This window comes from Rhizobium sp. Root1212, from assembly GCF_001424985.1.
Lineage (GTDB): Bacteria > Pseudomonadota > Alphaproteobacteria > Rhizobiales > Rhizobiaceae > Pararhizobium.
The window spans coordinates 94020-114126 of the sequence record NZ_LMDA01000027.1; the positions used below are offsets into that span (position 1 = coordinate 94020).

Below are 20107 nucleotides of genomic sequence, written 5' to 3' on the forward strand. Positions count from 1 at the left end.
AACCGTATGCCTGGCGAAAACACGGCTTTTCATACCCCTATTTTGCAAATTCCGCACCGAAGCGATCATTGCTAGCTTTCGGCTTCTTCAAGCAGAGATCGAGCGACCATGTCGGCAAACGCGCACCCGCTGCCATCCTTGTGGCAAAAAGCCCTGTATTGGACGGACAAGATGATGTGGGGCTACCGGGCCGTCGGGATCGGCGCGGCGCTGAAGGGGTCCGCCCGGATGGCCTATCTCTATGCCCGCCGCCCGCAGCAGAGCGAATTGCACCTTCGCTCCGGCCAGATCCTTGAATTCAAGTTTCCCAGCCAGATCCCGCGCGCCCTTCTGATGTTCGGCGATTTTGTCGATCCCGAATTCGCCTTCCTGCGGCGAACCGTCCGGCCGGACTGGATCGTCGCGGATGTCGGTGCGGCGATCGGGCAGTTCACGCTCTTTGCCGCAACCCTGCCGGTCGCCTCCGTCGCTGCCTTCGAGCCCGGCGGAGCCAATGTCACGGCACTCTCGGCCAATACGCGGCGCAACGGCGTTTCCGACCGGGTGGAAATCTATAAAACCGCCTTGTCGAATTGTGAAACGGAAGCGCGTTTCGAAACGACCGATCGTGCCTGGGTCGGCGGCCTCAGCGAGACCGGCAGCGAGATCGTCCCGGTCAGGACGTTGTCGGCCGAATTTCCACGCCTCGGTCTCGACCATGTCTCGGTGCTCAAGATCAATGTCGCAGGCTTCGAACCGAGCGTGATAGAAGGTGCGATGGATTACCTTGCACGAGGCAGGGCCGACATCCTCATTCTGCTGCTGGGGCTCGAATCCCTGCCGTGGTACGCAAAAGTGGCAAAGCTCGGCTACCGGTTCTTCTATTATCACCCCAAAGAAGCCGTGCTTTACGAACTGACCGCGTTCGATGCGGATTCCGTTTTGAACCACCGTCCCTGGCCGGCCCGCAATATCATCGCCATTCATCCTTCGGCGATCGATGACGTGCTGGCGCGCGGCATTTCCCTGCGCCGGTTAGCGCTCAATTCTGCGGCGATTCCGGTGTAACGGCATCGTCGAGCCCGGTGTTGCCGTCCATGTGCGGCTGGTGCCCATAGAGTGCGAAACTCCCCCAGACCCCGCCGCCGATGCGATTGTTGGTGATGCGGATCGAGCCGTCATCGACGGCGCCGCCGTTGAAGCGCCCGTCGAGATAGACGGTATACCCACCGCCGACGAGGCGATTGTTCTCGATCGTAATGTTGGAGAGGCCGCTGAAATAGTTGTTCAGCATGACGGCCGACGTCTGGCCGCGTGTGTTGGTAATCACATTCCCGGCGATGTCGATATCGTATCCGCCATTGATCTCAATGCCGTCGTAATGGGCGTCGGCGCCGCCGCGAAAGGAATGGATGACGTTATCGCGAATGACGGACGGCCCGATGACGTTGATGCCGTTTTCGGCGTCGTGCAGATCGTTTCGCAGGAAACTGCCGAAGCCGTAGACGGCATTCACCGTGACGCCCGCGCCATCGACCTCGCTGTCTTCAAGGGTAAAGCCAAAGGCATGCTCCGAAAGCTGGAGGGCATGCCAGCGGGTGTTCGATATCAGCTTGATGTTCCTCAGCGTAACGTTGTTCGCCTCAACGACGATATTGCCATGCACCTCCAGATTGCTGACGACGGCATTGTTCTGGGTGACGGTGTAGGTCCCGTCATAGCGCGTCAGTCGCGCACCGGGAGGAACGCCGACATGGGAGGCGGAGATGCCGTCGCTGAACGGGACGAACAGCAGCAGGGCGACGAAGACGAGCTTGCGTGTCGGCATGCCACCTCTCCCTCACACCTTCAGGAAACGACCGGAATTAGGACTGGGTTGCCGGAAGGCGCTGTACCTTGAGCGTCGCGGCCCTCACAGCCTTTCGAACGAAGGATGCCGCCAGCGACAGGCTGTGCGCAGGATGATTCTTCAGCCCCGCCAGCAGGAATTTGACGGCCCGTTTCGGTTTGCCCGCCTTGTAAAACACGATGGCGAGATCGATCAGCATCTGCGACCGCTGGTTCTTCCGCTGTGCCAGAACCGCCTTGTTTTTGCGCAGGATACGCAGCAGCCCGATTGTCTGCCTGCGCGGATTGGACGAAATGCTGTCGGACGAGATGAAGCCGAGGACGACGGGCTCGATATCCTCGTAGAGCGTCGTGTGCTGGACGAGTCGGATCGCGAATTCCCAGTCTTCATTGGCGCGGGCGCAACCGTCGAACCACTGGTTTTCCGGCAGGCAATCCCGCCGGAAAAGAGCGTTTTGTACGCTGATCCGATTTTCCTTCAGGAGATGGCCGATCTGGTCCTCGTTGAGGCGTACCGGAGTTTCCGGCGGCGGCGCGCAGGCGACCCGTCCCGGACCGTATTTGAAATTGGCATCGCGGCCGTAAACGATCTTGGCGCCGGTAATGGCGCCGACATGCCGAGGCATGCCCGACAGCAGGTTGACCTGCTTCATCAGTTTTCCGGGCAACCAGAGATCGTCGCTGTCCTGGAAGGCGATGAACTGTCCTCGAGCTTCGGAAAGACCGGTGTTGCGCGCTGCGGCAGCGCCCCCGTTCACCGGCCGGCGGATGTAGCGGATACGCGGGTCGTCGATGCCCTTCACCAGGCTTTCCACATCCTCCTGCGAAGCGTCATCGACAACGATCAGCTCGAAATTCGTATAGGATTGGGAAAGGACGCTGGCGATCGCCGCCGGCAGTGTGCGGGTGCGATTGTAGGTCGGCAGGATGACCGAGACCTCGACGCTCATCGCGGTTTCCGTCCAAAAGATGCGGCGAGGGATAGAGCCATCATAACCTTGCCCGAGGTCTGGTCGTGGCGAGCGCGGTCTTGCGCGAACCGTTCAACATCATCGCATCAGCGATGTCCGGTTCGAATTATGCAGATGGCGAAGATGATGGAAAGTCAGGCCAAAGCGGGCTGCGTACCATCCTTTAGGGGAGGCGAGGGGCGCTTGGGGGTAGGCCCGCGTGCGATGAAAGCACGGATAGGGTGTGGCCCTGAAAGAAAAAGCCATGGGCGGCAATGCCGCCCATGGCCGATGTCATTGTCAGACGAGCAGGAAGTCGCTTGCCGACAGGTTGTAGCCGTTGTCGAAAGTCGCAACGAGGACCTTCGCCGCCGAGCCGTTGCCGTCGCTATCGTAGTAGAGGGCGTGCGCCTTCGTGTCGTAGATAAAGCGATCGTTGCTATCCAGAGCGGCAGTGCCGAGACGGAAAGCGCTGGCGGCGAGGTTGCCGGTCGGGCCGGAATCCACGTCGAAGACAACGAGGTCGGAGGACGAGAAGTCGGTGATGTGATCCGCACCGGCCGTTTTGACCTGGCTCTGGCGGAAGACGAACTTGTCGAGCCCCGTACCGCCATGTAGTTTGTCGGAACCAGCTTGACCTTCGAGTGTGTCATTGCCGGCACCCCCGATGAGGTAGTCGTTGCCGCTGCCGCCCTTGAGGCTGTTGGTGCTGGCGTTACCGGTGATGGTATTGGCGGCAGAATTGCCCGTACCATTGATGCTCGAGGTACCGGTCAGGGTTAGGTTCTCAACATTGGCCGCCAGCGTGTGGCTGACCGAAGCCTTGACCGTATCCGTGCCAGCATTGCTGCCTTCGGTGACGACGTCGCCGGCATTGTCGACGATGTAGGTGTCGTTACCCGCGCCGCCAGCCAGCTTGTCCGCACCTGCGCCGCCGTCAAGGACGTTGGCTGCTGCGTTGCCGGTCAGCGTGTCGTTGTAGCTGGAACCGGTCAGGTTCTCGATGCTGATGAACTTGTCGCCCGCAGCGTGGCCGCCGGAGGCTACACCCGTCTGCAGGTTGACGTTCACGCCCCCCGAACCGGCATAGCTTGCCGTATCCGTGCCGTCACCGCCGTCGAGCGTATCGCCACCGGCACCGCCCTTCAGCAGATCGTTACCGGCCAGGCCCTTGTAGGTCTCGTTTCCGGCATTCGTCTTGCCGCTGAGCGGCAGCGTGTCGTTGCCGGACGTCCCCGTGTAAACGGTGCCCGTCGCCGGAGGCGTCGGTGTTGTCGGGGTGGTCGGTGGCGCCGTATCGAGATCGGTATTGCCGGAGATGACCGGCTTGTTTTCGTAGATCGCGAAATCGCCGTAGTGGCCGCCGCCGATCTGGTTGTTGGTGATCTTGATCGAGCTGTCATCGACAGAGCCACCGCTGAAGCGGTCGTCGAGATAGACGGTGTAGCCGCCGCCGACCAGGCGGTTGCCATCGACGGTGATGTTGGACAGACCGCCGAAATAGTTGTCGAGCATGACGGCCGACGTCTGGTCGTTATCGTTGACGATCGTGTTGTGCAGAATCTGGATATCGTGGCCGCCATTGACCTCGATACCGTCATAGTGCGCCTCGGCGCTGCGGCGCATGTCGTGGATGTAGTTATCCTTGATCAGCGAAGGGCCGATGACATTGATGCCGTTTTCGACATCATGCAGGTTGTTGCGCAGGAAGGTGCCGAAGCCGTAGATGGCGTTGACAGTACCGCCGGCACCGTCGATTTCGCTATCCTGCAGTGTGAAGCCGGTCGCGTCGTCCATGACGCGCAGGGCATGCCACGGCGTGTCGGAGACCAGCTTGACGTTCTTGAGGGTGACGTTCTTCGCTTCGATAACGATGTCGCCATGCACTTCAAGATTGCTGATGACCGCATTGTCCTGGGTAACGTGATAGGAACCCGTGAACTTGGTCATTGCCGTGCCGCTGGCAATGCCGGTGTTGCTGGCATCGGGAAAGCCCGAAGCTGCGGATGCAGCCGCTGTCGCGGTCTGGCTGGTGGTGGTGGCGGTCGCCGCAAGCGTCGCCGGGGCAGCCGATGCTGCGGCCTTGGCCACGGAGGTTTCGGTAACGGCTGCCTGTTTGGTTTCGACCGGTGTCGACGTGGTGGCGGAGGCCACCTTTACCGGGGTAGCATCGTCGAGCGACGAAGCGGTCTCTACATCGTGATTGTGCTTGCGAACGCTGTCGTCCGAAAAGTGCTTTTTCGGCCAGTTGCTGAACGTGTCGCGGATTTCGCCATTGATAAGATTGCCGAAATCGCGAAGGTCGAAGCCGTGCCGTGCACCGCCGCTATTGCTCGCTACATCAGTGCTTGAATCGATGAAGGAGTTGATCTCGCCACGAAGGGATGATGTGTCCGCCGAAAGATCGGAGGTCGATACATCGCGAAATATACTTCTCATTGTCTTGTCACCTTTCTCCCAACGGCCGTCATCGGTTTGCATGAATAATCGATATGACGGGGTGGGTACTGCTTTGTAGGTAGGTCAGCGCTGATGCCGGGGTTGGTAATCCAGCTTTTTTTGAAAGGCAACGCTGCGAAATAGTACGAACGGCGTGTAAAAAGTGCCTTAATGCAGCCACATTGAATTTTCGCCACAATGTAATTCTGAAAGACTTACCGAATTTTATTGCTGCCATATTTTGGAAACATTCGCCCGAAATAAGGTTGAGGAAAATTATTTCAGCAACCAATGGTTAACAGAGCCGACTGAATTCCTTTTTAAAAATCCGTCAGCGTGCCGGTCCCCAAGGGCGAGAAGGAAAAAAGGCGGATTCTTTTGGAAGAAATTTTTTTGACGGAGAAATTTTCAACCAAGGGCTGCCGAAACGTACCGCGCAATCGGCGTCGGCACCGTTAGCGAGTCGCGGTGCGATACTGATTCTGGGATGGGAGGTGATACCTTTGGATGTGCGAGGCGCCTGGATCGTACCCTGACGCCAACCATCGGTGACATTGTCGCTGGGCGGACACGCACGATACTGCTTTACCAGACCATCGTTGAAAGAGCCTCTTTCAACGCCCGCGAAGGCGAAAGCAGGGGGATGAGTGCGTGGCCAAAATTCTGCTTGTCGCGCCGACATGCAACGGGGAAGACGTGGGCGAGGCATGGGTCGCCTCGCAATGGGCGCGCAAGCTCTCCGAACGTCACGACGTGACCCTGCTCACCTATTCCAAACGCGGCGCCAAGCCAGCCAGCGAGCAATTGACCGGATTGCGGATCATCGAATGGCAGGAGCCGCCACTGCTCGGCCGCGCGGAACGCCTGAACAGCTTGATGAAGCCGGCCTATGTGCCTTTCTATATACGGGCGCGCCGATGGCTCATTGCGGCATTGAAGAGCGGTGAGCGGTTCGACATCGTTCACCAGCCGGTGCCGGTCGCCATGCGCTACCCGTCGCCGGCGGCGAAGCTGGGACTGCCGCTTGTCATCGGCCCGGTCGGTGGAGGGCTATCGACGCCCGACGGCTTTGCCGCGGACGAAACGTCAAATCCATGGTTCATGAAGCTCCGCCATCTCGACCGAATGCGCCTGCGTTGGGACCCGCTGCTGCGGTCGAGCTTCGAAAGCGCCGATTGCGTGCTCGGCATCGCCAATTATGTCCACGACCAGCTTTCCGACATTCCGCTGCACCGCTTCGAGGTGATGAGCGAAACCGGGCTCGACGCCATACCCGCGCCGTTCGACCGGTCGGCGCGGTCGAATTCGGTGAAGCTGCTTTATGTCGGCCGTCTCGTCCGAACCAAGGGCGCGCGTGACATCATCCGCGCCATGAGCTTTCTCCGCGACCTGGATGTCGAACTCGATATCGTCGGAGAGGGGCCGGAGCGGAGCGAATGCGAGCGGCTGATTGCCGAGCAAGACCTGGCGTCGCGCGTGCGCCTGCATGGATGGCAGCGTAAGGAAGACGTGCCGGACTTCTATCGGCGCGCCGATATCTTCGTGTTCCCGAGCTACCGGGAGCCGGGCGGCAATGTGGCGCTGGAGGCCATGTCCTTTTCCCTGCCGCTGATTGTCGTGGATCGCGGCGGGCCGGGAAGCGCTGTGTCCAGCGAGTGCGCGATCAAGCTCGACGTCACGACGCCGGATGCCCTTGCCACCGATGTCGCCGCGGCGATCCGAAAGCTGACGGTCGATCAGGCGCTGCGCAACCGGATGGGAGCAGCCGCCTATGCCCATGTGGAACGCACCGCGCTCTGGTCGGCCAAGCTCGACCGCATGGATGCGATCTATGCCGATCTCATCAATGCCTCTCAGCGCGCCGGCGCTGTCTGAGGCCCGGCGGCGGAAAACAGCGCGGCATGGAGAGCGGCGCGGTGGCCGGCCCCAAGCGTGACGCGCATCGTTTCCCCGACGATAATGGCGAGGCGGAAGAGCAGCGTAGAGACAATATTATGGTGCCGGCGGAAATAGCGGATGCGGTTGGACGTCATCAGCCCCGAAAGATATGTGTTTTCGTGATACTCGCCGCCGAAATGCACGGCGCGGGCGCGGGTTTCGTAAACCACGCCCAATCCGGCGCTGCGCACCCTTTCCATGTAGTCGACTTCCTCGCTGTAGAGGAAGAAGGATTCGTCCCAGCTGCCCACGGTTTTGCGCGCTTTCGCGGAGATTGCCAGTGCCGCCCCCGTCGCCCAGTCCACCACGCCGCCGGTGCTATAAAGATCCGGCGAGCTGACGATCTCGCCGATGCCGAGCTTTGCCGCCATCTTCGTTCCCAAAAGCGCGTCGGACCAGATCGTTAGGAGAGAGGGCTCGCGGCGCAGCGAATGGGCGACCGTTCCATCTTCGTTCAACACCTTCGGAACGGCAATGCCGATGGACGCATCCGCAAGGCGGCGGCTGAGCAGGTGAACGCAGCCCGGCTGCAGCCGCACATCGGGATTGAGAACCAGAACGTCGGTGTCCGGCGTAAGCGTTGCGACGGCGGCATTGATGCCGGCGGCATAACCGGCATTCCTGCCCGTTTCTATCACCGTGACCCCGATCGGATGCGCGCGCGCCAGCGCGACGGAATCGTCGCGCGAGGCATTGTCGACGACGATGACCTCATAACGATCGACGCCTTCGAGCCCCGCTTCAAGCGAATCCAGTAACCCCGGCAAAACCTCGCCGCTGTTGTAGGTAACGATCACAAGCGCAATTCGGGCGTCGGCATGATGTACGGTCGCGCCACCCGGCGCTGTTTTCAGCAAGGCATCCATCTGTCTTTCTCGCTTTCATGGCCCAGGCAAGGGGATGCTGAACCTTGGCCAAAGTTCGGGCGGACCGGAAGACTGCCGAGAGAGGTAGGCCGGACAGGTACCGGCGGGTATGCTCATCCCGACGGGCATACCCCTTATCGCCGGGCCTCATCCTATCGGCGCATGGCGGCAGCATTACCCCCCCATGGAGCTTGCACCGCTAAGCCTTTGAGCGCGGTGTGCTTGTCTCGGTAAGTTTTCTAGCATGCCTTCAAGATACAGCGGTCCATAGATCGTCAAGGATTCGAAAACGCCGGATTTCCGGGTCCGGCGCAATACATTCGCGCGCCGACTGGAGAGCCTTCATGTCGTTAGAACTTCAGAATCAGTCCTCGATCATTCCTCATGACATCGTGCAAAGCCTCGTGGAACGGAGAGGGTCGATACCCAAACCGGCCATACAGATCGACCGCCTCGATATGCTGCGGACCACCTCGCTGGGCGCAAGCCGCCAGGTCGATCATCTTCTGGCGCTCGCCAACAAGGGCCTGCCGCGCATGCACAAGGCCCGTGTCTTCGGCCATACCCTGCGAGCCATAAAGACAAAGACGGGAGAGACCGAACAGCTCCAGGGAAGAAACCTGCGCTATCAGGCAATGGTCGCACTCGGCCTGTCCGGCACCACCGACATGCTGCAGCGGCAGGTTCTCGAAGGAACGACAGCCGCTGCCCTTGCGGAAACCACCGCCATGGATGCCGCGGTTTCGACCGATCTTGGCGCTGTAGCACTCGCAGCCTGGGCCTGCGGGGAAGTCGCGGGCCTTTATGCCGCTCCGCTTTTTCGCCGGATCGCCGAGCGGCTGGCCTCCGACACGCCCTGCGCCACCGTCGAATGCGCCTGGGCGCTGATCGCGGCACTTGCTGCCCGCGAGCTTGGCGATGTCGAGGATGTCATCACCCTTGCGACAACACGGCTCATGGTCGGCCGCAGCGCCTCCGGCCTTTTCACCCACACGCTGCCGCCCTCCGCCGGCGGCTATATGCGCGCCCATATCGGCTGCTTTGCCGATCAGGTCTATCCGATCCAGGCCCTGGCCCGGCTGCATGTCGCGGTCGGCGGCGACGGTATCCTTGCAGCGGCCGAAGCCTGCGCCGAACGGATCTGCACACTGCAAGGCCCTGCCGGCCAATGGTGGTGGCACTATGACACCCGCGACGGCAGCGTCGTCGAGGGCTATCCGGTTTACAGCGTTCACCAGCACGCCATGGGGCCAATGGCCTTGCTCGAACTTCGGGAAGCGGGCGGCACGGACTACACCCAGGCCGTCATCAAGGGACTTGGCTGGCTGAACGAGCATCCCGAAACCCCGAAATCGCTGGTGTGCTTCGAAAAAGGCGTCATCTGGCGCAAGGTCGCCCGGCGCGAGCCGAACAAGATGATCCGCATCGTCTCCGCCGCAACAACGGGTCTCGTCCGCGGCTGGAAGCTGCCCGGTATCGACGCGCTCTTTCCGCCCGGCGTGATCGATTACGAATGCCGGCCCTATGAGCTTGGCTGGCTGCTTTACGCTTGGCTTTCGGGCGGCACGGTTGCGGCGCTCGCAGCCGGGCGCAGGAGCGAGAGCCAACGCCTGCCGAAGGAGCTGTGAGATGGGCGGGCAGCGGCAACTTCTGTTCGGCATGTATCTCGATGCCCTCGACATGAACGAGGTGATCGAGCGCTGCCATACCGCCTTGACCACGCGCAAGCGCCTGCTTCTTGGCGTGCTCAACGCCGCCAAGATCGTCAGCCTGCACAAGGACCGCATGCTGCGGAACTCCCTGATGGAGTGCGACCTGTTGCTGGCGGACGGGCAATCCGTTGTCTGGGCGAGCAAGCTCCTGGGCCGGCCCTTGCCGGAGCGCGTGGCCGGCATCGATATCTTCGAGCGCCTGCTGGTGCTCGCCAACAGCGAGGGACGGTCGATCGCGCTTCTGGGTGCGACGCCCGACGTTCTGCAACGCCTGCAAGTCGTGATCGCCGCGCGCTTTCCCGGTCTCAGGATCGTCTGCGCCCAGCATGGCTATTACAAGCCGGAGGAAGCGGCCTCGGTTGCCGAGCGCATCCGGGAATCGGGCGCCGACATGCTGTTCATCGGCATGACCTCGCCGAAGAAGGAGATTTTCCTCGGCATATACGGCGATACGCTGAATGTGCCGGTGCAGCACGGCGTCGGCGGGTCCTTCGATATCATGGCGGGCCTCACCAAAAGAGCGCCGGCGATCTGGCAGAGAGCGGGTATGGAATGGGCATACCGCGTTCTTCAGGAGCCTGGACGCCTGTGGTGGCGGTATTTCTCCACCAATGCCAGCTTCATCAAGATGACTGTGACGGAATTCATGCATCCGGAGCCCGCTTTCACCTGTGAAGGGGCACAGTATGTATCGCAGGCCGGACCGCGAAATGGGAACAAGCGATTGGGAGAGCGCTCGTGATGAGTGAAGTGTTTAAGGGGCGACTGGCAATATTGGGCATGGGCTATATCGGTTTGCCGACGGCGGTTGCGATCGCGACCCGCGGCATCGACGTGATCGGCGTCGATATCAATCCCGCGACGGTGGCTGCCGTCTCGCGCGGCGAGGTGCCGTTCATCGAGCCGGACCTGGCGGTCGGGGTGAGCGGTGCCGTGGCGATGGGGCGACTGACGGCGACGACCGAAACGCCGGAGGCGGACGCCTTCATCATCGCCGTTCCCACACCTTTCAACGAAGACCGGACAGCCGACCTTTCCTATGTGAAGGCGGCGGCCGAGCAGATCGCGCCGAAACTCAGGAGCGGCAATATCGTCGTTCTGGAATCGACCTCGCCCCCCGGCACCACAGAAAAGGTGGCCGAATGGATCAGCGCGCTGCGCCCGGACCTGAAAATGCCGCGCGACGGCGAAAACGGCAGCGACATCTTCGTCGCCCATTGCCCCGAGCGGGTGCTGCCCGGCCGCATCATGATCGAGATCGTCACCAACGACCGCGTGGTTGGCGGGCTCACCCCGAAATGCGCCGACAAGGCGGCCTCGATCTACCGGCTGTTCGCTCAAGGGGAAATCCTGCTGACGGATGCCGCCAGCGCCGAAATGGCCAAGCTGGTGGAAAATGCCTACCGCGACGTCAACATCGCCTTTGCCAACGAGCTGTCGCTGATCAGCGAGTCTATGCATATCGATGTGTGGGAAGTCATCCGGCTCGCCAACCGGCATCCGCGCGTCAGCATCCTCAGCCCCGGCCCCGGTGTCGGCGGGCATTGCATTCCGGTCGATCCCTGGTTCATCGTCTCGGCGGCACCGGGTCTTGCCAAGCTGATCCGCACGGCACGCGAGGTGAACGATCACCGGCCGCATCACGTTGCCGAGCAGGTGGTGGAGAAAGCCAAGAAATTCCGCTCACCGACGGTTGCCTGCCTTGGCCTGACCTTCAAGGCCAATGTGGACGACGTGCGCGAAAGCCCGGCGATCGAGGTCGTCGGCCTGATCGCAGCCGCCTTGCCGGATACCGAGATCCTGATCTGCGATCCTTACGTGGATACCGTGCCCAAGGCCTTGGCCGGCTTCGGCAACCTTCGCCTCGAAGGCGCCCATCAGGCCGTGGAACGCGCCGATATCGTCGTTCTCTTGGTGGAGCACGAGCCGTTCAAGACGATCAAGCATACGCGCCTCGGCGGAAAGGTCGTCTACGACACGCGCGGCGCCTGGCGCTGAAATACAGGCTACCGCGACCCCGCCAGCATGAAGAGCCCGCCGTCACCCGGCGGGTTCTTTCGTGACGATCACTCATTATATATATGCACACATCTTCATATAACAAAAATGGCCGAAACGGCTTCCCGTTTCGGCCACTCAATTGACTGTCGGCGGATATTATTCGCCGGGTAGGATCGGCATGTCGCCAAAGTTCGGCATCGGCCCTAGAGGAACGGGTATGCCGTTCGGCCGGCGGATCGGGCGGGCGGTTTTGCGAAGGGGCGTGCGGATCGGGCGGCCGAATTCATCGGGCCGTTCGCCCAGGCCAAAATAATGCTCGATCGCATGCACGGACCGCATCGATGCATTGCCGTCGCCGTAAGGATTGACGGCGCGCGACATGCGCAGATAGGCGCGCCGATCGACGAGCAGCGTCGAGACGGCATCAAAGACCCGGTCTTCGTCCGTGCCGATCAGCCGGACCGTCCCGGCCGCGACTGCTTCCGGCCGCTCCGTCGTATCGCGCATCACCAGCACCGGCTTGCCGAAGGTCGGCGCTTCTTCCTGCACCCCGCCGCTGTCGGTCAGCACGATGGAGCAATCGCGCATCGCCCGGACAAAGTCGCAATAATCGAGCGGGCGGGTGATGATGACATTCTCCAGCCCGACCAGCGGCGGCAGGAGCACATCCCGGACCGCCGGATTGAGATGGGCGGGCAGGAGGAAGGCGATATGGGGGAAGGCTTTTGCCAGCCGCGCGATGGCGCGGGCCGTCTGGGCCATGGGCTCGCCCCAGGACTCGCGGCGATGGGCGGTGATCAGCACCGTCTTGCGCCCCGCGATCTTCTCAAGGTCCGGGTTTTCGAACGGACTGTTGCGGCCGGAAACCTGCAGCAGGGCATCGATCACCGTATTGCCGGTGACTACGATATCCTGCTCGCCGACCCCGTCGTGGAGAAGATTGGATTTTGACGTCTGCGTGGGCGCCAGATGCAGGGCGGCGAGCTGCGTCGTCAGGCGCCGGTTGATTTCTTCCGGGAAGGGATTGAAGCGATCCCCGGTGCGCAAGCCCGCTTCCAGATGGATCAGCGGAATGCGGGTGTAGAAGGCGGCCAGCGCCGCGGCAAAGCAGGTCGTGGTATCTCCCTGCACGAGAAGGGCATCCGGGTTTTCGGCCTTGATCACGGCCGATACGCCGTTCAGCACGCGGGACGTCACGGTTTCGAGCGTCTGCGCCTGCGTGATGATATTGAGATCATGATCGGGGCGAATGCCGAACAGCTGGTTGACCTGATCGAGCATCTCCCGGTGCTGTCCGGTAACGGCGACCACGGGCATGCAGTGCCGCGAACGCGCCAGAGCATCGACCAGCGGAGCCATCTTGATGGCTTCGGGCCGGGTTCCGTAAACGAGCAGTATCTTGCGCATGCTGACTTCCCTTCTGAATGGCAGGCCGTTCTGAAATGGCGAGGTTTGCAAAAGCTTTGATTTTTAAAGTGTCCGTGGCGGCTCGGGTCCTTCAGTATCCCGGCCCGTGCCGGCAGCGGTTGAGGACGACGCCGAGAACATTGGTGCGCTCGGCGAGATCCCGCTCGCAGGCTTCCAGCTCCTCGATGGTGCTCTGTTCGGCTGCCGCGACGATGATCACGCCGTCGACGTTCGGCAGAAAGGCCGTGACTTCGTCGCTCGTCAGCATCGCGGTCATGTCGAAGAGCAGGACATCGGGCTTCATGCGCTCGCGCAGATCTGCGAGCACGCGTCCCGTATCGCCGTTCTGCAGCAGCTCGGCGGCAAGGCGCACGGGCTGGCTGTTGGCGGCGATCGCCAGATTTTCACCGTAGCGCTGCAGGATGTCGGGGATGTCGATCTCACGCTTCAGGAAGGATTCCATCGACTGCGGATCTGTCATGCCCGTCATGGCCGCGAGGCGCGGATGCTTCAGGTCGAAATCCATCAGCACCGTCCGGCAGTCCCGTTGATGGGCGAGGCTGAACGCCAAGTTCAGCGCCACCGTCGATTTGCCGCAGCCGCGCGTCGGCGACGTGATGGCGACGGAGGTCCAGCCGTTTTGCCGCATCATCTGCAGGATACGCGTCCGCAGCATGTCGAAAGCATCATGGGCGGCATCCGAATGGTTGTTGGTGACGATCCGGTTGCGCGCCATGACGCGGTGGTCGATCAGCAGCGGCTCGAGGCTGCTCCAGGCGATTTCGCGTCCCAGCCGCGCGCAGGCCTGGATCGTCTCGACGAATTGATCCGCGCTGAAAAGGCGTGACGCATCGGGAGGGGGGGCTGCATATCTTTCCATGAGCATACTCTCAATCAGCGAAATCGTTTGGTTTCGGCAGTCGTATTTCAGTCTCTTCAAGTCCCGGAAAGGCCCGCCAACAGCCGGCGAAGGACAATTCCAAGCGGCTCCCGATAGGAAATCGCTGCGGCGAGCACCGGCAGCACTGCGACGGAAATCATGAGGACGGCGGCATTGCCGCGCCAGAAGGCCTGAGGCCGATCTCCCGGCGCCTGGATATCGGGGATGACCGCGAGCGGCGGCACATCGGACAGACGCATCAGCTCGATAGGGCGGCGCACCGTCCGGTTCATCATCTCCAGAAGCACCACAAGGCCGAGACCGAGGCCGAGGCCGAGCACGGCTCCCATCAGGATGATGCGCTTGCTACGCGGGCTGATGGGACTTGCCGGCGGAGTTGCCGCCTCCAGCAGCGAAAATCGGCTGCCGTCCGCCCGCATCTCGATCTGCTCGCCGGTCGAGGCTTCGGCCCGCCGGGCAATGGCGTTGTTGTATTGAGTCTGGATGTTTTCACGGTTGCGCTCCAGCGAGTTCAGCATGGTCTCGCTGGCCGGCGTCGCAGTGATCGAGGCGGTGAGGTCCGAAACCCGCCGGGCGATATCGGTCTTCTCGCGGGCGATCGCTTCCAGCCGGTTATCGACATCGGAAAGCTGCAAATCCAGCCCGAAGGAACTGGGCGCGCCGTCCTCGACCTTTTCCGCCTTCTGGTCGGACTTCGGTTGCGGCATGACCATTCTGCTCTGCAGCGCATGAATGCGCGCCCGCAACGAGACGATGCTCGGGCTGTCTTCGGAGAAGATCGCGAGCTGGTCCGCCAGTGCCCGGTTGAGATCGGCGAGCATCTGCTGTTCGGGAGTAACAGGGGCGGCGCCTGTCAGCTGGCCGGCGCTGGCATAGGTGGCGATCAGGTTGCTGCGTCGCGAGCGAAGTTCCGCCTCTTCCTGCTCCAGGCCGGCAAGCCGTCCCTGAAGCAGGCTTTGCTGACTGCGGCGGAATTCGAGGTTTTCCGGAAGCGTATCCTTGTTGGCGTTCTTGAACTTGAGGATATCGGCTTCGATCTGGTTCAGGCTCGTACCGAGCTTTGAAACTTCCTGATCGAAAAACTTGACGGTGCTGCCGGCTCTGTTGGTGCGCTGCTGCTGGTTGAGACCGAGGATCATCGACGCGATCTCGTTTGCGGCATTGGCCGCAACGAGCGGATCACGCGCCTGGAAGGCGACGTTGAGGATCATCGCGCCACCGGGCTCGTTGAGCGGCATTTGCTCGAAACCGACACGCGCTTTCATATCGGCAACGATATCCTCGTCCGCCGGCATCGTTTCGGCGTCGCCATAGAGATCGAGATTTCTGGCGAGCGTCAGGAGATTGTCGCGGGCGGTGACCAGTTGCTGGACGATTTGCAACTGCTCTGCCGGCCCGGTCGGCACTGTGGAGCGCGCAAGCTCGGCAGGAATTTGCGGATTTTCAGCGAGAATGCGGGCGTCTGCGCTGTAGACCGTCGGCAGGACGCGGGTTGCAATGATGGCAAGCAGCAGCACCGACAGGAAAATGGCGAGCACATACGGCAGCCTGCGCACGAGCAGTGATATGTAAAACCGGACGTCCGTATTACCCATAGCCAACCACTCAAGTCGTGTCGTCTCAGGCAATATCTTCAAGCGGATGCCGGTTGCTTGATAGTTCCTCAATGGTAGTGAGCAAACCGGCACCGGGCCGATAGTGGTAGTCCCTTCGGCTAAGTGCGCTCTCCCATTGCATTACAAGCTACCGCAGTTCCGCATGGGGTAAGGGGAACCCGCCGCCTTCGCGCTCCGGACCGTCAGGTCGTGCATCCGCTGCGGCGGCTTTCTTTGTGGCGGGGTTAGATAAAGACGCGCGCCCATCTCCTAACGACGGAGGATGCCCCATCACCCTGCGCCCAAAGTGCAGGGCCGTGCTGTCTTTCACCGTCCCGCCGTCGCGGGCATCATGACCGCAATCGTCAAGGGTCGAAGCAGCATGCCCGCTTTCTCCACGGCATCGGAAAAAAAGATGAATCCTGACCAGAAACTCAGCGTGATCATCCCGCATCTCAACGAACCGGACAATCTGCGCCGGTGCCTGCGCTCGCTCGATGCGCAGCGTAGCGATGATCTCGATTTCGAGATCATCGTCGTCGACAACGGATCGGCCGAGCCTCCTTATAATATCTGCACCGAGTTTGCCGATGTCCGGCTGGAGCGTGAGCCCGTACCCGGCCCTGGGCCGGCCCGCAATCGCGGCGCGCGGGTGGCGCGCAACAGAATACTCGCGTTTATCGACGCCGATTGCGTCGCGGAGCCCGGCTGGGCGCGGTCTATCGTTGATGCGATGACCGAGCGCCGGGATATCGATTTCGCCGGGGGCGATATCGGCATCCTGATGACGGACCCGCAGCGTCCAACCGCCGTCGAAGCCTATGAGAGCATCTATGCCTATCGTGCCCGCCTCTACATCGAAAAGCACGGCTATGCCGCAACCGGCAACATGGCCGTGCGCGCCGGCGTGTTTGGCGCAGTCGGCCCCTTCGGGGGTATCTCGACGATGGAGGATACGGAATGGGGCCAGCGGGCGACGCGGCTAGGTTACCACGCCGCCTTCCTGCCCGATGCGAAAGTGCTGACTCCGTCCTGCAAGTCGTTTCCCGAGTTGGCCGTCCGTTGGGACAGGCACATCGCCCACGAGTTTCGCAGCTACGGCGACAGCGCGGCTGGGATGCTGCGGTGGCTCGCCTATTGCGCGGTCATGGCGCTGTCGCCGGCCGGTGAAATCCCGACCATATTGCGCTCCGATCGCGTTTCGGGTGTGCGAAGCCGCTGGCTTGCCTTCACCTGCGTTTCCCGCGTCCGGTTTTACAGATTCAGGAAAATGATGGAGCTAGTCTATCGCCGCAATGCCTTGGCTATCGTCTCGACATGGAACAGGAAAAGCTCCTGATATAAGCGATATGCCAAGAATTGGCATTAGAACCAATGAGCTATTTCTGACTTATTGTATTCATTCCTCGCCCAGTGTATTTTTCTTGATGAGGATATGCTTTTGGTGCTGGAAAACAGTTCCTCAAGGTGATGGAAATACCGCTGTATTTCAGGGGAGGATCGCCCATCACGGAGACGGCTGGAGTGCCCCGGTTTTCGCCAGTGGCTGAAACGGTCCACACAGCGCCAAAACCCCGGTTCACGGCGTCACGCCATGAACCGGGTCGTTTGCGGAAATGGAGCAGTACTCAGTGCTCGTATTTCTTGGACTTTTCCGCCGGCGTATCGGCGGGAAAGAGGTCGTTGATCTTATAGGCAACTTCCGTCCGATTGGTCGCCTTGACCTTCTTCATGATGTTGCGGATATGAACCTTTACGGTGCTTTCGCGAAGATTGAGCTCATAGGCGATTATCTTGTTGGCTTTGCCCCGGCGTAGCGCTTCGACGACTTCCGCCTGCCGGGCCGTAAACATGCCCGAGAGCGACGGCCGCTCGGCGGGGGTGACTGTGTCCAGGCGCTGACGCATGGCAAGAACGCTGCTCGCCGGTACGAAAATGCCGCCGGCAAGAGAAAGCGCTATTGCTTCGATACAGACCTCGATGTTGACCGACGACGGGATATAGCCCTTGGCGCCGTATTCGAGAGCCCGCATGATCTGCCCGAGATCGTCGCTGTCTGCCAGAACGATGACAGGCGTATCGAACTCATCCGCCACATAGCGGATTTCGTCCGCAACCGCAGCGTCATTGATGTTCCGCCCGCCGATGTTCAGCAATATGGCTGCCAGAGGCGGGTAGTTGTGGTTGCTCGCCCGCCATTGCCGTATGGACCCGAAGGCCAGGACGCACATATCCAGCTTGTGCGAGGCAATGCACTGGGCGAGGCATTCGCGATCGAGCGCCCTGTCGTCGATAATCACCAACGAACGCTCAGCCGAAAGTGTACTCGTCGCAGAATGAGGTTCATCCTGCTTTTCTGAATTTATGAGTGTATCCGGATGCAGAAAAATCTTTGCAATATCATCGCCGTTATTTAAAAAAACGGAATTCATGGCGCACTTGCTCCCTGACAATCCGAGTAAGAACGTTTGTTTTTATTTGTGGCTTGGATTCGAATATCAAAAACGGGGACCTTCCCCCACAAGCTCATTTTTAAAAATCCGCCCCAATCAAAACCAGTATCCGTACTTCGGAATTTTGATACAAAATGGTAGAAAGGCTTAGAACTATATTAGTAGCTTAGAACGTCCTGAATGTATAGTATCCGGCTCGATCCCCACCAATGCTGCGTCGCACATTGATTAATTTCCGCCTATCCCAAGGGTGTTGGGTATCGCCTGCAAGATTTCCTCATTCTTAGTTTCGCCATTATTCCGGGAGGAATTTTGACGACTTTCTCAACCAAGAAGAGAAATTACTCCATAGTTCTGTGTATTTATTACACGCTTGCGGCGATAAGCCTTCAAAAGGCGTAGGGTCAGCCGCTTCTGCCTAATGCTTGGTGAGGTGTACGGTCTAAAACTCGGGTATACGCTGGTGTTATTTGGTTAATTTCGATCTTTTTTGAAAAATCATTCTTCCTTATCCCAAATACCATCAAATTTTACGGTATTTTTTATTCACAGGGAGGGGAATGGAAACATTTTTTGCTTTCTTTAGAAGATGCGCGCATTTTAACCGTTTGTATAGCAATTTTGCCTTCAACCGGCGTGTCGGGGAGGCCATGCCCCGAAGCCGGCGGCCTGCAGCATTTCCATATCGCGCCTGCGTTTCCGCCGCTTGGCGAGCGGATCATGGTTCACATATTCCAGCAGCAGCGAGAGGCGGGCAGAGTTCACCGCCTCCGTCAGGCGGTAGGCCGGGGGCGGGGCGGCTACGTCCCTATAGATATCCAGTTGCAGGGAGAGCGCGCGCTGAAGACTGAAACGTTCGACGACTGCCTCGCGTCCAAACTGGGCCAGCTGCGCGCACCAGCCGGGATCATCCAGCAATCTGCGGATCTGCGATGCGAGACGACCAGCCCCCGGCTCTCCATCCGAAAGACCATAGAACCCCTGCCGAAGGAACATGTCGTAGGTCGAGGGCTCGAAGATTTCGGAAAAGGCCCGCTCCCCCTGAACGATGAGCGGCCGGCCGATGGCGAGCGCGCGCAGAGCGGAACTTCCCATGCCGACGACGAGATCGGCCGCCGCATAGGCCGCGCGGGGGTCGAGATCGGCCCCCGGCAGAACCACCACCTCGCGACCGTGACGCTGGTTGACGGCAAGCGCGCGCGCCTCGAGCGCTTCGCGGGCCGGGCCGTCGCCGATCAGCGCCACCTTCACGCGGGATGACCCCGCCAGGATATCCGCGGCATCGATCGCACGCACCAAGGCGTCGAGCTTCAAGTCGAGCGCGAGCCTCGAAACACTGACGATCAGGAAATCGTCCGGTCCCGCGCCGAGACGACGGCGGTAATCGCTGCCGTCTATCTGGGGGTTGTCGCGCTCGACGTCGATCGGCGGCTCGATGACCCACACTTTTCCACTTCGCTTCCTGCGCGCATCGTCGCCGATGTCGGCCGTGCCGACGATGAGGGGAACCGATGTCGGAACATGCGGCATGACTTCCATGCTCAGCACGGTGCAGAGCAGCGGCACCTTATAAAGAAGCAGCGCACCGTAATAAGCTTCGAGGCAGGTCGGCCATTCATAGGCATGGACGAGATCGATGCGTTCGCGCCGGCAGATCTGCGCTACTTCCGCGATCCGAGTCGGCGCGGGCCGGCACCACATGCCGTTTGCCGGGATGAAGCGCAGGCCTTTCTCGGCGATATAGCCGGTCAGCGGACCGGGGATTCCATAGACGATAACGTCATGGCCGGCGGATGCCGCGCCGGCAGCGAGATCGATGGCATTGATCTGGCTGCCACCGATCGCCAGGTCGTGAGGACAAACAAGAAGGCGCAAAGCTCTTCTTCTCCTTTTGCAGGCAACGATGAAGTTCATCCGGCGGAGATACCGGACCGGCATTGCGAGACAGTTGCCCGGAACCGGTGCCGTCACAAGCTGACATTTCGACCGAAGAAGACAAGAGCGCGGGAGGAGCCGGG

Annotated in this window: 15 protein-coding genes; 6 read left to right on the forward strand and 9 right to left on the reverse strand. The window is 60.7% G+C overall.

Annotated features, from left to right (window positions below; genetic code table 11):
* The first annotated feature begins 171 nt into the window (after nt 1–171).
* Nucleotides 172–1047, forward strand: coding sequence for an FkbM family methyltransferase (locus ASC86_RS23715; protein WP_162245034.1), 876 nt, complete (start codon nt 172–174; stop codon nt 1045–1047).
* Here the strand turns inward: ASC86_RS23715 and ASC86_RS23720 are convergent.
* The 3 genes from ASC86_RS23720 to ASC86_RS23730 all read right to left on the reverse strand — a co-directional run bounded on the left by ASC86_RS23720 (nt 1022) and on the right by ASC86_RS23730 (nt 5216).
* Nucleotides 1022–1807 (reverse strand): hypothetical protein, encoded by a 786-nt coding sequence (locus tag ASC86_RS23720; protein ID WP_056327105.1) that lies wholly within the window; start codon nt 1805–1807, stop codon nt 1022–1024. The genes ASC86_RS23715 and ASC86_RS23720 overlap by 26 nt on opposite strands.
* 37 nt (nt 1808–1844) lie before the next feature.
* The gene (locus ASC86_RS23725; RefSeq protein WP_056327107.1) at nt 1845–2777 is read right to left on the reverse strand and encodes a glycosyltransferase family 2 protein; all 933 of its coding nucleotides are present in this window, start codon (nt 2775–2777) and stop codon (nt 1845–1847) included.
* Between the two features lie 300 nt (nt 2778–3077).
* Nucleotides 3078–5216, reverse strand: coding sequence for a calcium-binding protein (locus ASC86_RS23730; protein WP_056327109.1), 2139 nt, complete (start codon nt 5214–5216; stop codon nt 3078–3080).
* A 651-nt stretch (nt 5217–5867) separates the two neighbouring features.
* Between ASC86_RS23730 and ASC86_RS23735 the strand changes: the two genes are divergently transcribed.
* The gene (locus ASC86_RS23735) at nt 5868–7091 is read left to right on the forward strand and encodes a glycosyltransferase family 4 protein (RefSeq protein ID WP_056327111.1); all 1224 of its coding nucleotides are present in this window, start codon (nt 5868–5870) and stop codon (nt 7089–7091) included.
* Here ASC86_RS23735 and ASC86_RS23740 read toward each other — a convergent pair.
* Entirely contained in the window at nt 7070–8020 is a 951-nt protein-coding gene (locus ASC86_RS23740) for a glycosyltransferase family 2 protein (protein ID WP_056327113.1), read from the reverse strand. The two genes, ASC86_RS23735 and ASC86_RS23740, sit on opposite strands and share 22 nt — an antisense overlap.
* A 344-nt stretch (nt 8021–8364) precedes the next feature.
* On the opposite strand from ASC86_RS23740, the gene ASC86_RS23745 reads away from it, so the two are divergent.
* The 3 genes from ASC86_RS23745 to wecC are packed head-to-tail and all read left to right on the forward strand — an operon-like array spanning nt 8365 to nt 11730.
* Nucleotides 8365–9648 (forward strand): hypothetical protein, encoded by a 1284-nt coding sequence (locus ASC86_RS23745; RefSeq protein WP_200943848.1) that lies wholly within the window; start codon nt 8365–8367, stop codon nt 9646–9648.
* Nucleotide 9649: 1 nt separating this feature from the next.
* Nucleotides 9650–10474: a WecB/TagA/CpsF family glycosyltransferase gene (locus ASC86_RS23750; protein WP_082510430.1), complete on the forward strand. Its 825-nt coding sequence runs from the start codon at nt 9650–9652 to the stop codon at nt 10472–10474.
* Nucleotides 10474–11730, forward strand: coding sequence for a UDP-N-acetyl-D-mannosamine dehydrogenase (gene wecC / locus ASC86_RS23755; protein WP_056327116.1), 1257 nt, complete (start codon nt 10474–10476; stop codon nt 11728–11730). The genes ASC86_RS23750 and wecC overlap by 1 nt, the downstream gene beginning before the upstream one ends.
* Nucleotides 11731–11889: 159 nt before the next feature.
* Here wecC and wecB read toward each other — a convergent pair whose 3' ends face one another.
* The 3 genes from wecB to ASC86_RS23770 all read right to left on the reverse strand — a co-directional run bounded on the left by wecB (nt 11890) and on the right by ASC86_RS23770 (nt 15636).
* Nucleotides 11890–13140 carry a UDP-N-acetylglucosamine 2-epimerase (non-hydrolyzing) gene (gene wecB / locus ASC86_RS23760; protein WP_082510432.1) on the reverse strand — a complete coding sequence of 417 codons (1251 nt, stop codon included), beginning with the start codon at nt 13138–13140 and terminating at the stop codon, nt 11890–11892.
* A 91-nt stretch (nt 13141–13231) separates the two neighbouring features.
* Nucleotides 13232–14020 (reverse strand): CpsD/CapB family tyrosine-protein kinase, encoded by a 789-nt coding sequence (locus tag ASC86_RS23765; protein ID WP_056327215.1) that lies wholly within the window; start codon nt 14018–14020, stop codon nt 13232–13234.
* Between the two features lie 56 nt (nt 14021–14076).
* Nucleotides 14077–15636 (reverse strand): lipopolysaccharide biosynthesis protein, encoded by a 1560-nt coding sequence (locus ASC86_RS23770; protein WP_056327118.1) that lies wholly within the window; start codon nt 15634–15636, stop codon nt 14077–14079.
* A gap of 415 nt (nt 15637–16051) precedes the next feature.
* On the opposite strand from ASC86_RS23770, the gene ASC86_RS23775 reads away from it, so the two are divergent.
* Complete coding sequence (locus ASC86_RS23775) at nt 16052–16975, forward strand: glycosyltransferase family A protein (protein ID WP_056327216.1); 924 nt, start codon at nt 16052–16054, stop codon at nt 16973–16975.
* A gap of 289 nt (nt 16976–17264) precedes the next feature.
* Here ASC86_RS23775 and ASC86_RS23780 read toward each other — a convergent pair whose 3' ends face one another.
* Together ASC86_RS23780 and ASC86_RS23785 are read right to left on the reverse strand one after the other, a co-directional pair.
* Nucleotides 17265–18068, reverse strand: coding sequence for a response regulator transcription factor (locus ASC86_RS23780; protein WP_056327120.1), 804 nt, complete (start codon nt 18066–18068; stop codon nt 17265–17267).
* A 648-nt stretch (nt 18069–18716) separates the two neighbouring features.
* Nucleotides 18717–19964 carry a glycosyltransferase family 4 protein gene (locus tag ASC86_RS23785; RefSeq protein WP_056327122.1) on the reverse strand — a complete coding sequence of 416 codons (1248 nt, stop codon included), beginning with the start codon at nt 19962–19964 and terminating at the stop codon, nt 18717–18719.
* Nucleotides 19965–20107 lie beyond the last annotated feature (143 nt).

Coding starts and splice junctions, on each gene's coding strand:
- ASC86_RS23775 (WP_056327216.1), top strand. CDS start 16,052: ATGAATCCTGACCAGAAACTCAGCGTGATCATCCCGCATCTCAACGAA.
- ASC86_RS23740 (WP_056327113.1), bottom strand. CDS start 8,020: ATGGATGCCTTGCTGAAAACAGCGCCGGGTGGCGCGACCGTACATCAT.
- ASC86_RS23765 (WP_056327215.1), bottom strand. CDS start 14,020: ATGGAAAGATATGCAGCCCCCCCTCCCGATGCGTCACGCCTTTTCAGC.
- ASC86_RS23770 (WP_056327118.1), bottom strand. CDS start 15,636: ATGGGTAATACGGACGTCCGGTTTTACATATCACTGCTCGTGCGCAGG.
- ASC86_RS23750 (WP_082510430.1), top strand. CDS start 9,650: ATGGGCGGGCAGCGGCAACTTCTGTTCGGCATGTATCTCGATGCCCTC.
- ASC86_RS23730 (WP_056327109.1), bottom strand. CDS start 5,216: ATGAGAAGTATATTTCGCGATGTATCGACCTCCGATCTTTCGGCGGAC.
- wecB (WP_082510432.1), bottom strand. CDS start 13,140: ATGCGCAAGATACTGCTCGTTTACGGAACCCGGCCCGAAGCCATCAAG.
- ASC86_RS23725 (WP_056327107.1), bottom strand. CDS start 2,777: ATGAGCGTCGAGGTCTCGGTCATCCTGCCGACCTACAATCGCACCCGC.
- ASC86_RS23780 (WP_056327120.1), bottom strand. CDS start 18,068: ATGAATTCCGTTTTTTTAAATAACGGCGATGATATTGCAAAGATTTTT.
- wecC (WP_056327116.1), top strand. CDS start 10,474: ATGAGTGAAGTGTTTAAGGGGCGACTGGCAATATTGGGCATGGGCTAT.
- ASC86_RS23745 (WP_200943848.1), top strand. CDS start 8,365: ATGTCGTTAGAACTTCAGAATCAGTCCTCGATCATTCCTCATGACATC.
- ASC86_RS23715 (WP_162245034.1), top strand. CDS start 172: ATGATGTGGGGCTACCGGGCCGTCGGGATCGGCGCGGCGCTGAAGGGG.
- ASC86_RS23720 (WP_056327105.1), bottom strand. CDS start 1,807: ATGCCGACACGCAAGCTCGTCTTCGTCGCCCTGCTGCTGTTCGTCCCG.